Origin of the sequence: Maribacter sp. MAR_2009_72, from assembly GCF_007827235.1 — a bacterium.
Taxonomy (GTDB): Bacteria; Bacteroidota; Bacteroidia; order Flavobacteriales; family Flavobacteriaceae; genus Maribacter; species Maribacter sedimenticola.
Map to the genome: position 1 here is coordinate 2,565,922 of NZ_VISB01000001.1, position 21,811 is coordinate 2,587,732.

A 21,811-nucleotide genomic window follows, 5' to 3' on the forward strand; every position below is an offset into this window, starting at 1 on the left:
ATGTTCAGTAAGTTTATAAAAAGACCGGTATTGGCTATTGTCATATCGGTAATCATAGTATTCGTAGGGTTGCTCTCCATAAAGCAATTACCTATTTCACAGTTCCCGGATATTGCGCCCACCACGGTCAATATCTTTATAGCCTACCCGGGCTCTAGTGCAGACGTACTGGTAAAATCAACGCTTATTCCATTAGAAACCGCAATTAATGGTGTACAAGATATGCGCTATATTGCTTCTGATGCTACAAGTGCCGGTGAAGGCACCATCCGTATCATCTTTGAGCCTGGCACAGACCCTGACCAAGCAGTTGTGAGGGTCAAAACAAGGGTGGATCAAGTAATGCCATTATTACCAGAACTGGTACAACGTGAAGGTGTTATCATTACTCCTGTACAGCCAAGTATGCTTATGTACGTAAACCTGTATAGTGACAATGCAGATGATCATGAGCTGTTTCTATACAACTATGCATACACCAAAATGATTCCTGAAATTCAACGAATAGATGGTATTGCAAGTGCACAGATCTTAGGTAGCCGTAAGTTTGCCATGCGCGTATGGTTAAAGCCTGATCGTATGCGTGCCTATAATATTTCTGCCGAAGAAATTCTTGAGGCTATGGAAGAGCAAAGTATTTTGGCACGCCCCGGTAGAATTGGGCAAAGTTCCGGCAAAACCTCACAGTCCCTGGAATATGTTCTCATGTACCAAGATAGGTATGATGAACCTCAACAATACAAAGACATTATTCTTAAGGCAAATGCCGAAGGCGAAATCTTAACGCTTGGTGATGTAGCAGACGTGGAGCTTGGTAGCGAATTTTTTGATATCTACTCTAACCTAGATGGAAAACCATCAGCATCTATAGTATTGAAACAAACTTTTGGTAGTAATGCCAGTGATGTTATCGATGAAGTAAAATCCAAGTTGAACGAGCTTAAAAAAGACCTTCCCACAGGTCTGGATTACAAAATTAGTTATGACGTTTCCAACTTTTTAAATGCATCCGTAGAACAAGTAATACACACACTACGAGATGCCTTTATTCTGGTGGCCATAGTTGTATTTCTCTTTTTGGGCGATTGGCGCTCTACCTTAATTCCCATTATTGCCGTACCCGTTTCCTTGATCGGGGCATTTTTTATTATGCAGTTATTTGGACTCTCCATTAACCTAATTACCCTTTTTGCATTGGTACTGGCCATTGGTATTGTGGTTGATGATGCTATAGTAGTGGTTGAAGCCGTACATGCTAAAATGGAAGAAACCCATGTGGGACCTTATGAAGCCGTAAAATTAGTAGTTAACGAAATAGGGGGTGCCATAATAGCCATTACTTTGGTAATGGTTTCGGTGTTCATTCCTATTGCTTTTATGACGGGACCTGTTGGGGTTTTCTACCGTCAGTTTTCTATAACCATGGCCGGCTCAATAATTCTATCGGCTATTGTAGCCCTAACCTTAACACCTGTGCTCTGTGCCATGATTCTTAAAAACAACCATGGCAAACAACGTAAAAAAACAATTGTAGATAAATTCATTGATTGGTTTAATAGAGGTTTTGAAAAACTTACGGGTAGGTATGGTAACATCCTAAGTAAAATTGTTGCAAGAAGAGTATTGACCTTTGGTATTCTGGGTGCTTTTTGTGTCGCCATATTTTTCACCAACAAAAGTTTACCTGCTGGTTTTATACCAAACGAGGATCAAGGTATGATCTATGCCATTATACAAACACCACCGGGTTCTACCTTAGAACGTACCAATGATGTAGCCCATAAATTACAGCAAATCTGCGAAGAGACCGAAGGTGTGGAGTCCGCCTCTTCATTGGCTGGTTATGAAATCATGACCGAAGGGCGTGGATCAAATGCCGGTACGGTATTGATCAACCTTAAACCCTGGAGCCAGCGTCATCATTCCGTTCATGAAATCATGGAAGAGCTAGAGGAAGAAACCAAAGATCTAGGTGCAGTTATTGAATACTTTGAACCACCTGCGGTACCCGGTTTTGGATCTTCTGGCGGATTCTCCATGCGTCTTTTAGATAAAACGGACGGAACCGATTATCACGAATTTGAAAAAATCAATAATGATTTTATGGAAGCGTTGTCTAAACGGGATGAGCTTACCGGACTCTTTACGTTTTACTCTGCCAATTACCCCCAATATGAATTAAAAATCAACAATAAGATTGCCATGCAAAAAGGGGTTTCCATTGATAAAGCTATGGAAAACCTGAATATATTAATTGGTAGTACCTATGAACAAGGTTTTATTCGTTTTGGTAGATTTTTTAAGGTGTATACCCAAGCTGCTCCTGAATACAGGGCGTTACCATCTGACCTAGAAAAACTGTTCGTAAAGAACGAAGAGGGAGAAATGGTTCCATATTCCGCCTTTATGTCCATGGAAAAGAGACTGGGACCAAATGAGATCACCAGATATAATTTATACAATTCCGCTTCTATAAGAGGGCTTCCTGCTAGCGGTTATACCAGTGGTGATGCTATACAAGCTATTAACGAAGTTGCAGAGCAAACCTTACCTAGAGGCTTTGATGTGGCTTGGGAAGGTCTGTCATATGATGAGGCGCAAAGAGGAAATGAATCGCTCTACATTTTTATGGTGGTATTGATCTTCGTATACTTTGTTTTGGCGGCCCAGTATGAAAGCTTCCTACTTCCGTTCGCCATCATTCTATCACTACCGGTAGGTGTTCTTGGGTCTTTCTTTATGCTAAAGGCAATGGGACTCGCAAATGATGTTTATGCACAAATCGGACTCATTATGCTTGTTGGCCTATTGGGCAAAAATGCCGTGCTTATCGTTGAATTCGCAGTTCAAAAAAGAAGACAGGGGAGCACTATTCTAGAAGCCGCCATTGAAGGTGCAAAGGTGCGTTTTAGACCTATTCTAATGACTTCCTTTGCTTTTATAGCTGGACTAATTCCCTTGGTTATTGCACATGGCGCAGGGGCAATAGGTAATAGAACCATTGGTGGGTCGGCAATGGGCGGTATGCTTATGGGTACATTAATAGGTGTACTTATTATCCCTGGCCTGTATTACATTTTCGCAAAAATGGCAGATGGTCGTGGACTTATTAAAGGGGAGTCGGACGAACCCGTATCGGAAGAGTTTATGAGACTAAGCGAAGGTGAAAGTAAAACACGCCAAAAGCTTCGCGAACTAAAGCAAATGATTAAAAAACTAACCAAAAAAGAAGATAATGATTAAGATAAACAATACCATGAAGCATGGTAAGATCCTATTGCTATTTTTAATACTAATGGGTCTCTTCTATTCTTGTGCGCCCACAAAGCAATTAAAATCGGCAAATACAAATTTACCTGCAAGTTTTGATGGTTTGCCCGTAGATACATTAAATAGTGCTCAATTAAAATGGAGCCATTTCTTTGAAGATGAGCATCTTATTGCATTGATAGATACCGCCTTGGCAAATAACCAAGAGTTGCGCATTATGATGCAACAAATTGATGTTGCCCAGAACGAAGTGAAAGCAAGAAAAGGAGAATATTTGCCTTTTATAAATTATGGTGCCGGAGCTGAAGTAGAAAAAGTTGGCGAATATACCCGTAACGGTGCTGTTGAAAAAAACCTGGATATCAGGGAAGGCGAAGAATTTCCTGAGCCTTTAACAGATTACTCCGCCGGTCTATTTGCTACCTGGGAATTGGATGTTTGGAAAAAACTACGCAATTCCAAAAAGGCCGCCACCTTAGAATACCTATCTACTATTGAAGGCAAAAACTTTATGGTTACCAGGTTAATTGCGGAAATAGCCCAATCCTATTACGAATTGATCGCATTGGATAATCAATTGGCAATCATTGAGCAAAATCTAGAATTACAAGGTAATGCCCTAACTATGGTCCGGCTACAAAAGCAAGCAGCTAGAGCTACCGAATTAGCGGTAAAAAGATTTGAGGCCGAGGTAGCCAAGAATAAAAGTCACAAATTTGAAGTTCAACAAGAAATTGTTGAAATGGAAAATAAGCTGAATTTTTTGGTAGGTAGACAACCACAGCATATTACCCGTAATTCCGATGATTTTACAGCAACAGTAATAAATACTATTGATGCCGGTATACCATCACAGTTGCTTTTAAATAGGCCGGATATTAGGCAAGCGGAATTTGAACTGGAAGCGGCAAAATTGAATATAAAGGTTGCTAGAGCAAATTTTTATCCTTCAATAACATTAAAGGCCGGCGTTGGGCTACAGGCATTTAAACCAAAATATCTGACACATACCCCAGAATCTTTGATTTATAGCGCCGTTGGAGATATTGTAGGACCATTGATCAATAGAAATGCCATTAAAGCAAATTACAATACCGCAAATTCTAAACAAATACAAGCAGTCTATGAATATGAAAAAGCTGTTTTAGGCGGATATATTGAAGTTGTAAATATGCTTTCAAAAATTGAAAATCTTAAGCAGCGTTATATGTTGAAAGAGAACCAAGTAGAAGCTTTAACCGCTTCAATCGATTTGTCTACACGGCTGTTTCAATCTGCTAGAATTGAATATACGGAAGTATTGTTTACTCAACGTGAGGCATTGGAATCTAGAATGGAGCTTGTTGAGACCAAGAAAGAACAACTTATGGCAAGGGTTCAAATGTACCAAGCTTTGGGAGGTGGTTGGTTTTAGTCCATACATTAAAAGAACATTACAACTCCTTTTTTTAAAGGAGTTGTTTCGTTATTTATATATACTAAAAAGAAAAAACTTTGGTGATAAGTATATTTAAGACCGGCAAACACACCTATTTTTCAGCACTTTACACAATTTTATGTTGATACTTTTAACAGTTAAGCAACTAAAATACACTCCAATTGTTAAACACTTTTGTTAATCCATTGGCAAAATTTTTAATCGCCCTTCGGTTTTTATAGTTTTAACAAAAATTGCTATGAAAAGAAATTTAATGTATCACCATAAATATCATTTATGAACGAGTTGAAAGATTATGATGATGCCATTGTCAAATTCAGAAAAAGTTTAAGACAATCTATTTTGCCGGTAATCTCTTGGGATTTTTATGGCAAAAACTATGAAGCCATTAATAATGCTGAAGATGACATGAATTCCCTATTGTCCTTAAGTTCAATAAATTCCTGGTCTATTGACACCAAGGTACTTGACAAAAAGCTAAAAACGGACAAGAATATAATTGTTATTACCGATACTAATTTAAATATCGTTTTTGCCACTAGGAATATGTGGGATATGAGCCAATATCATCCTGATGAAATTATTGGAAAATCTCCTAAAATGTTTCAAGGTAAACTGACCACTACGGCACCTCTTAAGGTAATATCAAAGGCTGTTAAGGAGCAACAACCATTTGAGGTTACGGTGGTCAATTACAGAAAAGACGGTTCTATCTATAATTGTTGTATTAAGGGTGCTCCTATATTCAACATCAAAGGAAAGGTCGTTAATTTTATTGCTTTTGAAAAAGAAGTAGCTTAACAAGGGGTAAGCTACATAAAAAAGGGACCGTTCTTCAACGGTCCCTTTTTTTTTATACAATATTCTAAATACTAAATATCTTCAGATTCTATTTCCGTAACCCTTAAGGTATTTACCATGCCCTTATCCTTTATTGGCATTGCAGCTAAACTAACCAACATATCTCCTACTTCCAAAAATCCTTTATTGAATGCAATTCTGTTTACGTCATCAATAGTATCATCCGTAGAAACAAAGCGATCATAGTAAAACGCTTTAACCCCCCAAAGTAAGTTTAATTGGGAAAGTATTCTTTTATTTGATGTAAACACCAAAATGTGCGCACTTGGCCTCCATGCCGAAATTTGAAATGCGGTATACCCACTATTGGTCAAGGTAGAAATAGCCTTTGCCTTAATTTCATTGGCCATTAAGGCCGCATGGTAACAAATGGATTTTGTAATAAATCTTTTGGTGCGAATGTGCGGTGGGTCATGCGGTACATGTATAAGTTCCGATCCCTCTACACTCTGTAAAATACTTGACATTTTCTCAATTACCTGTACCGGATAATTACCTACGGAAGTTTCCCCGGATAGCATAACGGCATCTGCACCATCCATAACGGAATTGGCAACATCATTGACCTCTGCCCTAGTAGGTGTTAGACTGGTAATCATGGTTTCCATCATTTGCGTGGCAATGATAACCGGTATTCTAGCTTTTTTGGCACGTAATACCAACTGCTTTTGAATTAGCGGTACTTCATGTGCAGGTACCTCAACACCTAAATCTCCACGGGCCACCATTAAGCCGTCACAATAGGCAACAATCTTGTCTATATTTTCTACGGCTTCTGGCTTTTCTATTTTGGCAATAATAGGAATTTTATGATCGGAATGTTTGTTAATGATATTCTGAAGATCAATTAAATCCTGACTAAAACGTACAAATGATAAAGCCAACCAATCTACTTCAAGACCAATAGCAAATTCTGCATCCTTAATATCCTTTTTGGTAAGTGCCGGTAAGGAAATATTGGTGTTAGGTAGATTTACACCTTTTTTGGATTTTAGGGGGCCACCTTGGATAACTTTGGCCAAAACTTCGTCCTCACCATTGGTGTTTACCACTTCAAACATTAATTTACCATCATCCAAAAGAATACGCTCCCCAGCCTTAACATCCCTAGGAAATTCCTTATAGTTCATGTAAACACGTTTGGCAGTACCTTCAAAAGGTGTTCCCGTAACAAAGGTAATTTCATCACCTGGGCTTACCACTACATCACCGGCCATTACTCCTACACGCAATTTTGGACCTTGTAAATCGGCCAAAATCGATGTATTTGTATCCAATTCCGCATTCAGTTCACGAATCATCTTTACACGTTCCTTTACATCTTCATAATCCGCATGGGAAAAATTTATTCTAAAGACATCTACTCCTGCATTGATCATGCTCCTGAGTACCTCTTTCTTGCTAGTTGCAGGCCCTAATGTGGCTACAATTTTCGTCTTTTTTACAGTTGGCATTTTTAAAATATTAAATTGTTCTTTGACTTTAGTTTTTCTGTACTTATTTCATATGCGGCCATAACCCTAGGCAGCATAAGTATATTCTTAATCAACGAATTGGTATCGAAATCTTTCTCTGTCTCTATCTTTAATAGATAATCCACATCCTTATATTCCGGTATTAGCCTTGGCTTTGTAAATGTTGATTCGTTCTGAAATAAATCGTTGTTGCTAATTACCTCTTGTTCACTACTGTGGTTTGCAACAAGCACCCAATACATGTCATGAAATTCATCTTCCCATTCAAAAATTGGAAACGATTTGTTTTCAGCAAGGTTAAAATTTTTTTTAGCTCTTTTAAATTTTGATTTTATACTTTGATTTAAATCGTATACCAAGGCATAATCATCTAATGTAGTATGCAAAGCTATTAAAATAAAGGATTCATCATAGAAATCATCGTTTATTTTATAAATAGCTGCCATACTTTTGGAAAAGGGGTAAATATAGAACTTAAAAGCTTTAAAGCCTAGCGTACCTTTTTGATATAAATAGTATAAAAGTTATTAAAATGTTAGCATTTGTTACCGCTGTAACCATTTTAATTTTCCATCTTATCCTGTAGCGCAAAAAATGCTCTTTTTGCGGCTCTTTCCTCTGCCTTTTTTTTTGATGTTGCCCTTGCTTTGGCCACCACGCTGTCCCCTATTGAAAGTTTTACCGCAAAATGTTTCAATGGGTCATTGCCCGTGTCCTCGTAAACATCAAAATCAAACGATTTTTTCTTTTTTTGACACCATTCAATGACCAAACTTTTATAGCTGATAACCCTACCTTCCAATTGTTCAATATCCACATAAGGTCCAATAACCCTATGTTGAATGAACTTTTCGCAATACTTATACCCCCTGTCCAAATAAATGGCACCTACCAATGCCTCAAAGACATTACCATGAATATTTTGTCCAAAATGCGATTTAGGAATTCTGCTTTCCACAAAATTAATAAGTCCAAGGTCTTTCCCCAATTCATTAAGATGTTCCCTGCTTACGATCTTTGATCGCATTTTAGTAAGATACCCTTCATCCCCATCCGGGACTTCACTGTAAAGATGTTTGGATATAATGGTTCCCAGCATAGAATCTCCCAAAAACTCTAACCGCTCATAATTCATTGCATTACCATTAGCGTCCTTCTTGTTCATGGACCTATGTAAGAATGCCTTTTTATATACGGACAATGTTTTAGGCTTAAACCCCAGTATTTTGGTTATTCCCAAAAAAAAATCCCCATCCTCTTTAGAATGGGAATTAAATAAATTTTTTGGAAAGGTCATAAAAATTAAATTAATCTAATTTTTTAAAAACCACACAAGCATTGTGACCTCCAAAACCGAACGTATTGCTCATGGCAACCTTTACATCCCGTTTTTGAGCCTTGTTCAACGTAAGGTTGAGGCTTGGGTCTATATTTTCATCTACAGTGGTATGATTAATCGTAGGGGGTACTATACCATGCTCCATTGATAAAATGGATGCAATGGCCTCAATAGCCCCGGCAGCACCCAGTAAATGACCGGTCATGGATTTTGTAGAATTGATGTTTATTGTTTTGGCATGTTCTCCAAATACCTTGGTAATTGCCTTTAGCTCTGCCACATCTCCTAAAGGTGTAGATGTACCATGTGTATTTATGGTATCTACATCCTCTATGGACATTTGGGCATCCCTAAGACAATTCTCCATTACCCTTACCACCCCAATTCCGTCTGGATGTGGTGCGGTCATATGGTATGCATCACTTGACATACCGCCACCAGCAACTTCTGCATAAATCTTTGCTCCTCTTGCAACTGCATGTTCATATTCCTCTAGAACCAAGGCACCTGCTCCTTCTCCAAGCACAAAACCGTCCCTGGTCGCATCAAATGGTCTAGATGCCGTTTCCGGACTTTCATTTCTTGTAGATAATGCATGCATTGCTCCAAAACCGCCCATACCTGCTATGGTTACGGCTGCCTCGCTACCTCCTGTGACAATGACATCACAATGTCCCAACCTAATATAGTTCAGGGCATCTATCATTGCATTGGCAGATGATGCACAAGCGGAAACCGTAGTATAATTTGGACCCATAAAACCATGCTTTATGGAAATATTGCCCGGTGCAATATCAGCGATCATCTTTGGAATAAAGAATGGATTGAACCTGGGAGTACCATCACCATTGGCAAAATTCATCACTTCGTTCTGGAAAGTTTCCAACCCGCCAATACCTGCTCCCCAAATAACACCTACTCGAAACTTATCCAGTTTGTCCAAATCTAATTTAGAATCGCGAATAGCCTCATCTGAAGATACCAATGCATATTGTGCAAATCTATCCAGCTTACGCCCTTCCTTTCTATCGAAATGATCTTCTGTGTTATAATTCTTGAGCTCGCAAGCGAACTTTACCTTAAATTTTTCCGTATCGTAATAAGTTATTGGTGCAGAGCCGCTTTTACCGCTAACCAATGCATCCCAATACTCCTCTATATTATTACCAATTGGGGTAAGTGCCCCCAAACCTGTAACTACAACTCGCTTTAACTGCATTTAACTTCTTATTTGTTTAAATCTAAACCAAGCGTAAATTAAAAAAAATTATCCATGCGGAGCATTTACCACATGGATAATTTGGATTCTATTTAAGAAAACATGTTTTACTTCGCTTCTTCTATATAGCTGATGGCTTGACCAACAGTTGCGATATTTTCGGCTTGGTCGTCTGGAATCTGAATATCAAATTCTTTTTCGAACTCCATTATCAACTCTACCGTGTCCAATGAATCTGCGCCTAAATCGTTAGTAAAGCTAGCTTCGGTTACCACTTCGTTCTCATCAACTCCTAATTTATCAACGATGATAGCTTTAACTCTTGATGCAATGTCTGACATAATAATATTTGTTTTAAAAATTTAAATTGAAGGCAAAAATAAAAAACTTTGGATTAAAACCACTAATTGTCGTTAAAATGTATTGTAATTTAATAAAATTAAGGACATGTGCTGTAATTTTACCATATTAATATTTTGTTTCGGTAACCATTAAAAAAGGTAGTGAAAAGTAGTGAGGTAATAGAACTATAAATTGATAATCGTTTTTTTCTAATCGCTGACAAGCTTTTTATTTGCTTTTTTTTGCCGAATTTAATTTAACCGTTAGCCCCCTTATAAAGACCACAACTATTGAAAACCAAAAAAATTATTCTTTTTGCCTCCGGTTCCGGATCTAATGTAGAGAACATTGCCAATTATTTTAAACTCCGCAATGATGTTACTATATGCTGTGTACTTACTAACAAAAGCGATGCCAAAGTCATTGACCGTTGCAATAGATTAGGATTAAACGCCCTTTATTTTAACCGACAAGCCTTTTCTAAAAGCGATTTCATTCTTAATATGTTACGTTCGTTAGAACCTGATTTAATTGTATTGGCCGGATTTCTATGGAAAATACCGGAAGCTATTACCCAATCATTTCCCAATAAGATCATTAATATTCACCCTGCCCTATTACCCAAATACGGCGGTAAGGGAATGTATGGCATGAACGTTCATAATGCCGTAAAGGAACACAACGAACAGGAAACCGGTATTACCATACATTATGTCAATGCCAACTATGATGAAGGTGCAATCATAAAGCAGGTAAACGTTGAACTTTTGCCCAATGATAGCCCAGAAGACATTGCCGCTAAAGTTCACCAATTGGAATACGAATATTTTCCAAAAGTCATCGATAATTTACTATCATCGTTATAATGGCAAAGAAAAAGTTTTATGTGGTCTGGAAAGGAAAAAAGCCAGGTATATACGAGTCATGGAAAGATTGTAAAAAATCTATTGATGGTTATGCAGGTGCCGAATACAAATCATTTGAATCTTTTGAGGTCGCCAAAAAAGCGTATAATAGCACTTATGCAGATTTTAAAGGAAAAAAGAAGGCAACAACTACCTTGTCTAAAGAAGAATTGCTTAGAATAGGACAGCCAAATTACAATTCTATTTCCGTAGATGCCGCATCTAGTGGAAATCCCGGGGTTATGGAATACCAAGGCGTAGATACCAAAACCGGCAAAAAATTGTTCAAACAAGGCCCTTTTCCCCAAGGCACTAACAATATTGGGGAGTTTTTGGCCATTGTCCACGGACTAGCATTCTTAAAAGAACGCAAAAGTGACCGGATGATTTATACCGATTCCAGAACGGCCATGAGCTGGGTCCGCAAAAAAAAATGCAATACAAAACTGGCCGCATCCGCTAAAAACGCATCGCTATTTAATCTGATCAAAAGAGCTGAGGAGTGGTTGAAGAACAATCAGTACACTACCGTAATCGTAAAATGGGAAACAAAGGCGTGGGGTGAAATTCCTGCTGATTTTGGTAGGAAATAATTTGCAAAAAATTTTATCAACCTTTGTTTGATAATTAATGTAAGGAGTAATCGTAAAACCATTTTAATTAGCTTACCAAAACCGTATATTTGCAGCTTAAATTTTTTAAACTTTATGGGCAAACTTTTAATTGTTGGTACTGTCGCTTTTGATGCTATAGAAACTCCGTTCGGCAAAACGGATAAAATTTTGGGCGGCGCAGCTACCTATATTGCACTTGCTGCATCTCAATTTGAAGTAGATTCTGCCATTGTTTCTATTGTAGGTGATGATTTGCCCCAAGAATATTTAGATCTTTTGACCGATAGGGATATTGATATCTCTGCCCTAGAGATCGTAAAAGGTGGCAAGACCTTTTATTGGAAAGGAAAATATCATAATGACCTGAATACAAGGGATACACTGGTGACCGAATTAAATACATTAGAGGATTTTAACCCGGTAGTGCACCAAGATTATAATGATGCAGATGTTGTTATGCTAGGAAATCTTCACCCTATAGTTCAATTAGGTGTAATTAACCAAATGAAAAAACGACCAAAGTTGATCATATTGGATACCATGAACTTTTGGATGGACAATGCTTTGGAGGATTTAATGGAAGTGATCAAACACATTGATGTACTTACCATTAATGATGAAGAGGCAAGACAGCTTACAGGAGAATATTCATTGGTAAGGGCAGCACAGAAAATATTTACTATGGGCCCTAAATTTGTGGTAATCAAAAAAGGCGAACATGGTGCCTTGCTGTTCAATGAAAGTCAAATATTTTTTGCCCCTGCTTTGCCCCTAGAGGAAGTTTTTGATCCAACTGGTGCAGGTGATACTTTTGCCGGTGGTTTTGCAGGATACTTGGCAGCTAGCAACGATAGTTCTTTTGAAAATATGAAGAAGGCTGTTATCCATGGGTCTAATCTAGCATCATTTAGTGTTGAAAAGTTTGGCGCAGAAAGAATGCTGAAACTTGATCGAAAGGAAATAAGAGAAAGACTGCATCAATTTAAAAAATTAACGCAGTTTGATATAGAATTACAATAAACCCCTAGCCCCAATTTTTTGGGGTTTTTTTAATACCAATACGCAATGAGTGACGCAATTAAGCATGAATGTGGTATTTCCGTAATACGGTTGTTAAAACCCTTGGAATATTACAAGGAAAAATACGGAACGGCTTTCTACGGTGTAAACAAAATGTACCTGATGATGGAAAAGCAGCACAATCGTGGACAAGATGGTGCAGGTTTTGCCAGTATTAAATTAGATGTAAAAGCCGGGGAACGTTATATGAGCCGTGTAAGGTCATGCCAGCAACAGCCAATACAGGATATTTTTGCCCAAATAAACGATCGTATCAATTCTGAGCTGAAAGAACATCCTGAGTATGAACATGATGTTGCATTGCAGAAAAAGAATATTCCCTATATAGGTGAATTGTTATTGGGCCATGTTCGCTATGGTACTTTTGGCAAGAACAGTATAGAAAGTGTTCATCCATTTTTAAGACAGAATAACTGGATGCACCGTAACCTTATTGTTGCAGGTAACTTCAACATGACCAATGTCCATGAACTTTTTGACAATTTGGTGCAGTTAGGCCAACACCCCAAGGAAATGGCAGATACCGTTACCGTTATGGAGAAAATAGGCCATTTTCTTGATGATGCCGTTGCCAAACTCTATAAACAAATCAAAAAAGAAGGCTATACCAAACAGCAGGCTTCACCTATAATTGCAGAACGCTTAAAAATTTCCAAAATACTTAAAAGGGCCGCTAAAAATTTTGATGGCGGTTATGCTATGGCCGGTTTACTGGGCCATGGAGATGCTTTTGTTCTTAGGGATCCAAGCGGAATAAGACCTGCTTATTATTACAAAGATGATGAGGTCGTGGTGGTCGCGTCTGAACGACCGGCAATACAGACTGTATTCAACGTACCTTATGATGAGGTAAAAGAATTAGATCCCGGTGCCGCTATAATCATTAAAAAGAACGGTACAAGTGCCATAAAACAAATACAGGAACCCAAAGAGCGTAAAGCTTGTTCTTTTGAACGTATCTATTTTTCAAGAGGAAGCGATAAGGAAATTTATCAAGAACGTAAAGCATTGGGCAAGCTTGTGTTTCCCCAAATTCTGGATGCCATTCAAGAAGATATCAAGAACACTGTTTTTTCTTATATACCAAACACGGCAGAAACCTCTTTCTACGGCATGGTCAAAGAGGCCCAAAACTATCTGAACAAGAAAAAAGAAGAACAGATCTTAGCCTTAGGACCTAAAATTACAGGTGAACAATTACACGAAATACTGGAAGTAAGGCCAAGGATTGAAAAAGTGGCCATTAAAGATGCCAAACTGCGTACGTTTATAACCCAAGATAGTAGTAGGGACGATTTAGTGGCGCACGTCTACGATATTTCCTACGGTTCAGTTAAAAAAGGAGATAATCTTGTGATCATAGATGATAGTATTGTTAGGGGTACCACTTTAAAGAAGAGTATTTTAAGGATTTTAGATCGTCTTTCACCCAAAAAAATAATTGTTGTTTCATCTGCACCCCAGATTAGATATCCTGATTGTTATGGTATAGATATGGCCAAATTGGAAGATTTTATCGCATTTAAAGCTGCTTTGGCCCTCCATGAAGAACACAATACCCTACATATTGTAGAGGAAATTTATCAAAAATGTTTAACTCAGGTTAAAAGCAAGGATAAGGATGTCATCAATTATGTAAAAGATTTTTACAAACCCTTTAGCGCTAATCAAATATCCGCTAAAATTGGAGAGTTATTAAGTCCGGAAGGTATTAATGCAGAAGTCTCTATTATATACCAAACCATTTCTAGTTTACACCAAGCCTGCCCTAAAAATCTTGGGGATTGGTATTTTACCGGCAATTATCCTACCCCTGGTGGAAATAGAGTTGTAAATAGAGCCTTTATTAATTTTTACGAAGGAAATAACGAAAGGGCGTATTAATAAAATTTTCGATGAAATGCACTCTAATTGTGTATTTCATCGACAAAAAGTGTATTTCATCGACTGAATAGTCAGAATGAACTCCATGGCTTTACATTTAAACTTACCATAGCATAAGTAGGTTAAGTTCATGGTAAGATTTGGGGCAAAAAAGGTGGAGAACTCTCCGCCTTTTTTATTTTCTGCTCTATTTTAAAATAACGTTCAACTACTATTTTTATTAAAGATGACCTTTTAACGTCTTTAAGGGGCGTTTAACAAATACCTTTTACCAGTTTGGTCAAGGATTATATCTTTGAAGGACCATAGCATAAGTAGGTTAAGTTCATGGTAAGATTTGGGGAAAAGACGGGGCTATGCTCCGTCTTTTTATTTTACACCCTTTTGTATTTCCACTGGACGATTATAGCACGAATTATAAAGTAAACTTACCGTTTGACCAATGTTTGGGGAGTTCAACGCAAAACTTTTATAACAAACCAAACCAACAATATATTTGGAGGACCATAGCATAAGTAGGTTAAGTTCATGGTAAGATTTGGGGAAAAGGCGGGGCTATGCTCCGTCTTTTTATTTTGCACCTATTTTTGCGCTAAACCCTTATATTACCTTAGATGAACGGCATTTATTGAAAAAGTGCAAAGCAATAAATGCAATTATTTTTCTTAAATTTTCTTTTTTTATTTACTCAATACCAGTAATTTAGTATTGCCATAGCATAAGTAGGTTAAGTTTATGGTAAGATTTGGGACGAAAAGGGTGGAGATTTCTCCGCCCTTTTCTATTTTACATCCACAAAAAAACCACCTAAGTAATTTTTAGGTGGTCTTTAAAGTATTACAATAAACTTTTACAGCATTTATTTATTTGCCGCATATAAGTTAGAAACTTCTTCCCAGTTGATCAGGTTAAAAAAGGCCTCAATATATTCCGGTCTTTTATTTTGATAATTTAGGTAATAAGCGTGTTCCCAAACATCTAAGCCCAAGATTGGAAAACCGCCACAACCTACGCCTGGCATAATTGGATTGTCTTGATTAGGAGTTGAGCAAATTTCTAATTTACCCCCTTTATGAACACATAGCCACGCCCAACCTGAACCAAATCTGGTACCAGCGGCACTTGAAAATTTATCCTTAAACGCATCAAAAGAGCCAAAAGCACTATCTATGGCCCCTGCAAGTTCCCCACTTGGTTTACCTCCTCCGTTAGGAGATAAAATGGTCCAGAACAAAGAATGGTTGTAAAAACCACCACCGTTATTTCTAACAGCACCGTTATCCATGTCCAACCCAGTTAAAATATCCTCAATAGATTTTTTTTCCAAATCAGTACCTTCTATGGCAGCGTTTAATTTAGAAGTATATCCATTATGATGTTTTGTATGATGTATTTCCATTGTCCTAGCATCTATATGAGGCTCTAAAGCATCATAGGCGTAAGGCAATTTCGGTAATTGAAAAGCCATAATTTATTTATTTTTATGTTAATATTAATTGTCTATCAAAGCTACGAATTTTAACATTTATATTCACTAAATAATTTGTTAAGAACTGTACAGGAATCCTTAATTTGCGGTAAAAATCCGTGCCCAGTAATTCTTTTACCATATATAATGCTTCAGCAGGTTCCGGCAAAACCTATGCCCTTGCTAAAGTATATTTGAAAATTATTCTGGCATCTCCTCAAAACTTCAGAAAAATATTGGCCATAACATTTACCAACAAAGCGGTAAATGAAATGAAGCATCGTATATTAAACAGCCTTTATGAATTTTCCAGAACGTCCTCTATTGATCAGGCCAATCCGTTATTAAAGGATATTCTGAATGAAACGGACTATACCTTTGAAGAACTTACAAAATTAAGTTCTCTGCGTCTAAAGCAAATATTGCACAATTATGCTTTTTTCGACATCTCTACCATAGATAAATTTACGCACAGGCTTATTAGAACATTTGCCAAGGATTTGAAAATTCCCCAAAACTTTGAAGTTGTGCTGGATGTGGACCTGCTCTTACAAGAAGCGGTTGAACGCGTAATAGACAAAGCTGGTGAAAATGCCGAGTTTACCAAAGTGTTGTTGGACTTTGCCCTGGAAAAAATAGACGATGACCGCAGCTGGGATATTGCGTTTGACCTATTAAAAATTGGCAAACTTCTTTTTGACGAAAATAATGCCGAACATCTTAAAAACCTGAAAGACCATGACATTGGTGATTTTCTTAAGCTACAAGACTTATTAAAAACCAAAGTCAATACACTTGAAAAACAAGTAAAAGAGATTGCGGCCAAAGTTTTGGATTATATCATAAACCAAGGTTTGGATCATAAGGATTTTCCAAGAGAGACATTGCCCAATCATTTCAAAAAAATTATAGATGGTAATTTTAAGCCAAGCCAATTATATAACAATAAGCTTGAAGAGAACTTAGTGGAGGGTAAGATTTTAAAAGCATCCATTAAAAATGTTCCGCAAGAGCTGTCCGCCCAAATACTTCAAGACTATCTTCAAATAAAGGACAGTATTTATAAAATGGGCCTATATAGTAATGTCAACAGAAACATTATACCTTTTGCCCTATTGAATGCCATACAAAAAGAACTAAAAATAATACAGGAAGAAAAGGATCAATTATCAATTTCTGAATTCAATACTTTAATTGCCAATGAGGTAAAAGATCAGCCGGCACCATTTATATATGAGCGTCTTGGTGAAAAATACCGTCATTATTTTATAGATGAATTTCAGGACACTTCCCAAATGCAATGGGAAAACCTAATCCCTTTAATAGGAAATGCCATGGAAGGCCAAGATGAACTGGGAGGTACCGGTTCCCTATTTTTGGTCGGTGACCCAAAACAGGCCATATATAGGTGGAGAGGTGGAAAGGCGGAGCAATTTTTAGATTTGGCAACACAGCAAACACACCCCTTTACCATAGCATCAACCTTGGTCACCCTTCCTAAAAATTATAGAAGTTGCGCAGAAATCATCAATTTCAACAATACATTCTTTCAAAGTATTAGCCCGTTCTTGGAAAATACACTTTATCAAGATTTTTTTAAGCTAGGAAACCAACAGGAAACTTCAGGCAAAGATGGCGGATATGTAAACATTTCCTTTCTAGAAGAAGAAGAGGACGAGGCGTATGCAGAGCAAACCTTGCAAACCATTGCCACGTCTCTATCTAAGGGCTATACCTATAGTGATATTTGTATCATTATCAGAAAAAAGAAACATGGGTTAATACTTGCCAATTACCTCATGGAACATAACATTCCCGTTGTTTCATCAGACTCCCTATTATTGAGCGGTAGCCCCAAAACCATATTTTTGGTCCAACTGGTACGCTATATGGTTCAACCTGCAGAATTGGATATCCAATATGGACTCTTAGATTTTCTGTCACAAGGCAAACAGGACAAACATACCTACATCTATCAAAACCTTAACCATTTAGATGCCCACTTATTGGAGGCCTACGGTTTTGATAGTGGAAAACTACGCCAAGTTTCGGTTTTTGACGGGCTGGCCTATGCCATTAAGGTGTTTAATTTAAATGCTGATTCAGATGCGCATCTTTCCGCATTCATGGACCTGGTTTTTGATATTGAACAAAAATATGGGTCAGATATGCAATCCTTTTTAGATTATTGGGACAAGAAAGGAAACTCTACGAGCATTAGTACTCCGGAAAATCTGGAATCAGTTCAGATCATGACCATTCACAAATCAAAAGGTTTGGAGTTTCCCGTAGTCATTTTTCCCTATGCCAATTCCAACATTTATGAGGAAATTGACCCTAAATTATGGCTTCCGGTAGATAGCAATGAATTTTTAGGTTTCAATGAACTATTGATCAATAAAAAACAGGAAGTAAGGCATTATGGTCTGTTAGAATCCATGCTATATGATACCGACCACCAAAAACTACAATTAGATGCGTACAATCTTTTATATGTGGTATTGACCAGAGCGGTTAATGCCTTATTTGTTATAAGTGCCCATATGATCGACAGGAAAGGGGACCATAACGTCAATTATTATTCAGGATTATTCATGCATTTTCTTAAGAATGCCGGAATTTGGCAACCAAATCAATTTACCTATGCCTTTGGCTCATTGCAAGATTGTACTAAAATTGACACCGTAAATCCTGGGCAAAAAACCATACCTTATATATATACGTTTAAAGACCGACCAGAATTTAAAATTTTAGCCACATCCGGAATTCTTTGGAACGAGGGTATGAATACGGCTATTGACCAAGGAAATGTTGTTCATTTTATTTTAAGCATGATTCACAAAGCCTCTGATCTTGACCGTGCCATGCAACTGGCCGTACAAAAAGGATTGATCAAAGAAATAGAGCGGGACGATTATAAAAAAAAGGTACAACAAGTAATTTTTCATAAGGACCTCAAACATTTTTATGAGGAGGACTGGGAAGTACTTAACGAAAGAGACCTCCTATTACCTGATGGTACGGCACTAAGGCCCGATCGTGTTGTCATCAAAAATAAAGGTGCTGTTATAATAGATTACAAAACCGGTGAGCGCAGTACTGCATACCACAACCAAATAACTAGCTACGGACAAGGATTTGCAAGCATGGGCTATACCATTGAACAAAAAATCATTGTGTATATTAATACCAAAATAGAACTAGAATATATCTAATCATATGTACGGAAAAATAAAGGAATATTTAGAACAGGAAATTCAATCCATTAAGAATGACGGACTTTTTAAAGAAGAACGGATAATCGTTTCTCCGCAAGATGCCGTTATCAAGATAGATACAGGTCAAGAGGTAATAAATTTTTGTGCCAATAATTATTTAGGTCTTTCTTCCCACCCAGATGTCATACAAGCTGCCAAAGATGCAATGGACACCCATGGCTTTGGAATGTCATCGGTAAGGTTTATCTGTGGTACGCAGGACATCCATAAAGAGCTGGAAAAAAAAATAGCCGATTTCTATGAAACCGAAGACACCATACTGTATGCCGCGGCATTTGATGCCAATGGTGGTGTGTTTGAGCCTTTGTTCACTGCCGAAGATGCCATTATATCAGATTCATTGAACCATGCCTCTATCATCGATGGCGTACGGTTGTGCAAAGCAAAGCGCTATCGGTATGCCAACAGCGATATGGCAGACTTAGAGGCTCAGTTGATCAAGGCCAATGAAGACAAGGCCCGGTTTAAAATAATTGTTACGGACGGTGTGTTCTCCATGGATGGACTGGTTGCTCCCCTGGATAAAATATGTGACCTGGCCGATAAATATGATGCCCTAGTGATGATAGATGAATGCCATGCCACCGGATTTATAGGTGAAAAAGGAAAGGGTACGTTAGAGGAAAAAGGTGTTATGGGCAGAATAGACATCATAACAGGAACATTGGGTAAAGCCTTGGGCGGTGCAATGGGTGGTTATACTACAGGAAAAAAAGAAATTATCACCTTGCTTAGACAACGGTCCAGACCTTACCTTTTTTCTAACTCGTTGGCACCGGCCATTGTGGGGGCTTCCATTAAGGTGTTCGATATGTTGAAGAACGATACCTCCCTAAGGGATAAATTGCAGGAAAATACGGCATACTTTAAAAAAGGCATCAAACAGGCTGGTTTTGATATCGTAGATGGAGATTCCGCCATTGTACCCGTTATGCTATATGATGCAAAGCTCTCCCAAGATATGGCGAACAAACTTTTGGAAAAAGGTATTTACGTCATTGGTTTTTTCTATCCGGTAGTACCAAAAGGAAAAGCACGTATACGGGTTCAACTATCGGCAGCACATTCAAAGGAACATCTAGATGCTGCCATTAACGCATTTACCGAAGTCGGAAAAGAGCTAAAAATCGTTTAAATGCGCCTTTTAATCTATTAAATGCGTTAAAAAAAATAGGAAATTGATTTTGTTAATAATATTTAACAAGTTACATTTGCAGCTAATAAACACTTAAACTTAAAAATTAATACATGAAACATCTTAGCAAATTATTGGTTGCTGCCCTACTTGTTGTAGGTATTAACAGCATACAAGCGCAAGACGAGAATAATCCTTGGCAAGTACAGTTCGGGGTTAATGCCATTGACGTATATCCTACAGGGGATGTAAGTTCTTTTGGTAACGAATTCTTTAATGTGAACGACCACTGGAACATTTTACCTTCTATTTCTTACGTAGGCGTATCTAAGCACGTTGGTGACGGCTTCTCTATTGGAGCAAGAGGTTCTCTTAATAAAATTAGCAAATTAGGTGACGTTAGTGTTGACGATCTTTCTCACTATGCTATAGATGGTACAATAAAATATGATTTCATCAAAAGAGAAACCGTAATTGATCCTTTCGTAGAGATAGGTGGTGGTTATACCTGGGTTGATGAAATTGGTGCTGGTACTGTAAATGGTGGTCTTGGTTTGAACATTTGGTTCTCTGACAACTTAGGTCTTACATTACAATCTAATTACAAGCATGCTTTTGAAGATTACGGTGTTAAGCATTTCCAACACTTAGCTGGTATTTCAGTTAAATTTGGTGGTACTGATACTGATGGTGATGGTATCTATGACAAAGATGATGCTTGTCCAGAAGTTGCTGGTCTTGAAGCTTTCAACGGTTGTCCAGATGCTGACGGTGACGGTATAGAAGATAGCAAAGATAGCTGTCCTAACGAAGCTGGTTCTAAAGAAATGAACGGATGTCCAGATGCTGACGGTGACGGTGTTGCAGATAAAGATGATGCTTGTCCTAACGAAGCTGGTCTTCCTGCTTTAGCTGGTTGTCCTGATGCTGATAGCGATGGTGTTGCAGATAAGGATGATTCTTGTCCTTCTGAAGCTGGTCCTGCTGAAAACAAAGGTTGCCCATGGCCAGATACTGATGGTGACGGTGTTCTTGACAAAGATGATCAATGTCCAGATGTTGCCGGTACAGTAGCTAACGCTGGTTGTCCTGAAGTAACTGCTGAAGTACAAAAGCAATTGAACGATTACGCTAGAACTATCTTGTTCGATACTGGTAAATCTTCTATCAAAGCTGAGTCTACTTCTGTAATGGTTGATATTATTACAATCCTTAAAGAATATCCTAACGCTAAGTTTACCGTTGAAGGTCATACTGATAGCGTAGGTAGTGAAAAATTAAATCAGAGTCTTTCTGAGTCAAGAGCTCTTTCTGTAAAAGAATTCTTAGTTGACAAAGGAATTGAAGAGTTCAGATTATCTGCAGTTGGTTACGGTGAGTCTAAGCCTATCGCTACTAACAACACAAGAGCTGGTAGAACTCAAAACAGAAGGGTAGAAATTAACTTAGTAAAATAAGTTTACACAAACCTTAAGTGTTTTAATAAAAGCTCCGCATATAATG

General features: G+C 37.8%; 15 protein-coding genes and 1 pseudogene. 10 read left to right on the top strand and 6 right to left on the bottom strand.

What is annotated here, in order from left to right; genetic code table 11:
* The 3 genes from JM81_RS10800 to JM81_RS10810 all read left to right on the top strand — a co-directional run bounded on the left by JM81_RS10800 (nucleotide 1) and on the right by JM81_RS10810 (nucleotide 5,509).
* Nucleotides 1–3,243, top strand: coding sequence for an efflux RND transporter permease subunit (locus tag JM81_RS10800; protein WP_144803272.1), 3,243 nt, complete (start codon nucleotides 1–3; stop codon nucleotides 3,241–3,243).
* On the top strand, nucleotides 3,236–4,684 hold the full coding sequence (locus tag JM81_RS10805; RefSeq protein ID WP_144803275.1) for a TolC family protein: 1,449 nt from the start codon (nucleotides 3,236–3,238) through the stop codon (nucleotides 4,682–4,684). Before JM81_RS10800 ends, JM81_RS10805 begins: the two co-directional genes overlap by 8 nt.
* 300 nt (nucleotides 4,685–4,984) lie before the next feature.
* On the top strand, nucleotides 4,985–5,509 hold the full coding sequence (locus tag JM81_RS10810) for a PAS domain-containing protein (RefSeq protein WP_144803278.1): 525 nt from the start codon (nucleotides 4,985–4,987) through the stop codon (nucleotides 5,507–5,509).
* A 71-nt stretch (nucleotides 5,510–5,580) separates the two neighbouring features.
* On the opposite strand, the gene pyk is transcribed toward JM81_RS10810, so the two are convergent.
* The 5 genes and pseudogenes from pyk to JM81_RS10835 all read right to left on the bottom strand — a co-directional run bounded on the left by pyk (nucleotide 5,581) and on the right by JM81_RS10835 (nucleotide 9,943).
* The gene (gene pyk, locus JM81_RS10815) at nucleotides 5,581–7,023 is read right to left on the bottom strand and encodes a pyruvate kinase (RefSeq protein ID WP_089261033.1); all 1,443 of its coding nucleotides are present in this window, start codon (nucleotides 7,021–7,023) and stop codon (nucleotides 5,581–5,583) included.
* Between the two features lie 2 nt (nucleotides 7,024–7,025).
* Nucleotides 7,026–7,487 (bottom strand): annotated as a pseudogene (locus JM81_RS10820) (IPExxxVDY family protein); the annotation flags it as partial.
* Between the two features lie 119 nt (nucleotides 7,488–7,606).
* The gene (rnc, locus tag JM81_RS10825; protein ID WP_089261035.1) at nucleotides 7,607–8,341 is read right to left on the bottom strand and encodes a ribonuclease III; all 735 of its coding nucleotides are present in this window, start codon (nucleotides 8,339–8,341) and stop codon (nucleotides 7,607–7,609) included.
* Nucleotides 8,342–8,351: 10 nt separating this feature from the next.
* Nucleotides 8,352–9,602, bottom strand: a complete 1,251-nt coding sequence (gene fabF, locus JM81_RS10830) for a beta-ketoacyl-ACP synthase II (protein WP_089261036.1) — start codon at nucleotides 9,600–9,602, stop codon at nucleotides 8,352–8,354.
* Nucleotides 9,603–9,709: 107 nt separating this feature from the next.
* Complete coding sequence (locus JM81_RS10835) at nucleotides 9,710–9,943, bottom strand: acyl carrier protein (protein WP_008269813.1); 234 nt, start codon at nucleotides 9,941–9,943, stop codon at nucleotides 9,710–9,712.
* 291 nt (nucleotides 9,944–10,234) lie between these two features.
* Here JM81_RS10835 and JM81_RS10840 point away from each other — a divergent pair, with 291 nt between their 5' ends.
* The 4 genes from JM81_RS10840 (at nucleotide 10,235) to JM81_RS10855 (ending at nucleotide 14,427) form a co-directional block, all read left to right on the top strand.
* The gene (locus JM81_RS10840; protein ID WP_144803283.1) at nucleotides 10,235–10,810 is read left to right on the top strand and encodes a phosphoribosylglycinamide formyltransferase; all 576 of its coding nucleotides are present in this window, start codon (nucleotides 10,235–10,237) and stop codon (nucleotides 10,808–10,810) included.
* The gene (locus tag JM81_RS10845; RefSeq protein ID WP_144803286.1) at nucleotides 10,810–11,442 is read left to right on the top strand and encodes a viroplasmin family protein; all 633 of its coding nucleotides are present in this window, start codon (nucleotides 10,810–10,812) and stop codon (nucleotides 11,440–11,442) included. Before JM81_RS10840 ends, JM81_RS10845 begins: the two co-directional genes overlap by 1 nt.
* A 114-nt stretch (nucleotides 11,443–11,556) precedes the next feature.
* Entirely contained in the window at nucleotides 11,557–12,483 is a 927-nt protein-coding gene (locus tag JM81_RS10850; protein ID WP_144803288.1) for a PfkB family carbohydrate kinase, read from the top strand.
* 45 nt (nucleotides 12,484–12,528) lie between these two features.
* Complete coding sequence (locus tag JM81_RS10855; RefSeq protein WP_089261040.1) at nucleotides 12,529–14,427, top strand: amidophosphoribosyltransferase; 1,899 nt, start codon at nucleotides 12,529–12,531, stop codon at nucleotides 14,425–14,427.
* A gap of 859 nt (nucleotides 14,428–15,286) precedes the next feature.
* Here JM81_RS10855 and JM81_RS10860 read toward each other — a convergent pair.
* Nucleotides 15,287–15,895, bottom strand: a complete 609-nt coding sequence (locus JM81_RS10860; RefSeq protein ID WP_089261041.1) for a superoxide dismutase — start codon at nucleotides 15,893–15,895, stop codon at nucleotides 15,287–15,289.
* Between the two features lie 119 nt (nucleotides 15,896–16,014).
* Between JM81_RS10860 and JM81_RS10865 the strand changes: the two genes are divergently transcribed.
* The 3 genes from JM81_RS10865 (at nucleotide 16,015) to JM81_RS10875 (ending at nucleotide 21,765) form a co-directional block, all read left to right on the top strand.
* Nucleotides 16,015–19,110 (top strand): UvrD-helicase domain-containing protein, encoded by a 3,096-nt coding sequence (locus JM81_RS10865; protein ID WP_144803291.1) that lies wholly within the window; start codon nucleotides 16,015–16,017, stop codon nucleotides 19,108–19,110.
* A 4-nt stretch (nucleotides 19,111–19,114) separates the two neighbouring features.
* A complete protein-coding gene (gene kbl / locus JM81_RS10870) occupies nucleotides 19,115–20,308 on the top strand; it encodes a glycine C-acetyltransferase (RefSeq protein ID WP_144803294.1) in 1,194 nt (397 codons plus the stop codon).
* A gap of 113 nt (nucleotides 20,309–20,421) precedes the next feature.
* Nucleotides 20,422–21,765, top strand: coding sequence for an OmpA family protein (locus JM81_RS10875; RefSeq protein WP_144803297.1), 1,344 nt, complete (start codon nucleotides 20,422–20,424; stop codon nucleotides 21,763–21,765).
* The last annotated feature ends 46 nt before the right edge of the window (nucleotides 21,766–21,811 follow it).

What these genes read in the sequence shown, in the direction of transcription:
- JM81_RS10845 (WP_144803286.1), top strand. Translation starts at nt 10,810, where the DNA reads ATGGCAAAGAAAAAGTTTTATGTGGTCTGGAAAGGAAAAAAGCCAGGT.
- JM81_RS10805 (WP_144803275.1), top strand. Translation starts at nt 3,236, where the DNA reads ATGATTAAGATAAACAATACCATGAAGCATGGTAAGATCCTATTGCTA.
- JM81_RS10875 (WP_144803297.1), top strand. Translation starts at nt 20,422, where the DNA reads ATGAAACATCTTAGCAAATTATTGGTTGCTGCCCTACTTGTTGTAGGT.
- pyk (WP_089261033.1), bottom strand. Translation starts at nt 7,023, where the DNA reads ATGCCAACTGTAAAAAAGACGAAAATTGTAGCCACATTAGGGCCTGCA.
- JM81_RS10800 (WP_144803272.1), top strand. Translation starts at nt 1, where the DNA reads ATGTTCAGTAAGTTTATAAAAAGACCGGTATTGGCTATTGTCATATCG.
- fabF (WP_089261036.1), bottom strand. Translation starts at nt 9,602, where the DNA reads ATGCAGTTAAAGCGAGTTGTAGTTACAGGTTTGGGGGCACTTACCCCA.
- JM81_RS10860 (WP_089261041.1), bottom strand. Translation starts at nt 15,895, where the DNA reads ATGGCTTTTCAATTACCGAAATTGCCTTACGCCTATGATGCTTTAGAG.
- rnc (WP_089261035.1), bottom strand. Translation starts at nt 8,341, where the DNA reads ATGACCTTTCCAAAAAATTTATTTAATTCCCATTCTAAAGAGGATGGG.
- kbl (WP_144803294.1), top strand. Translation starts at nt 19,115, where the DNA reads ATGTACGGAAAAATAAAGGAATATTTAGAACAGGAAATTCAATCCATT.
- JM81_RS10835 (WP_008269813.1), bottom strand. Translation starts at nt 9,943, where the DNA reads ATGTCAGACATTGCATCAAGAGTTAAAGCTATCATCGTTGATAAATTA.
- JM81_RS10810 (WP_144803278.1), top strand. Translation starts at nt 4,985, where the DNA reads ATGAACGAGTTGAAAGATTATGATGATGCCATTGTCAAATTCAGAAAA.
- JM81_RS10855 (WP_089261040.1), top strand. Translation starts at nt 12,529, where the DNA reads ATGAGTGACGCAATTAAGCATGAATGTGGTATTTCCGTAATACGGTTG.
- JM81_RS10850 (WP_144803288.1), top strand. Translation starts at nt 11,557, where the DNA reads ATGGGCAAACTTTTAATTGTTGGTACTGTCGCTTTTGATGCTATAGAA.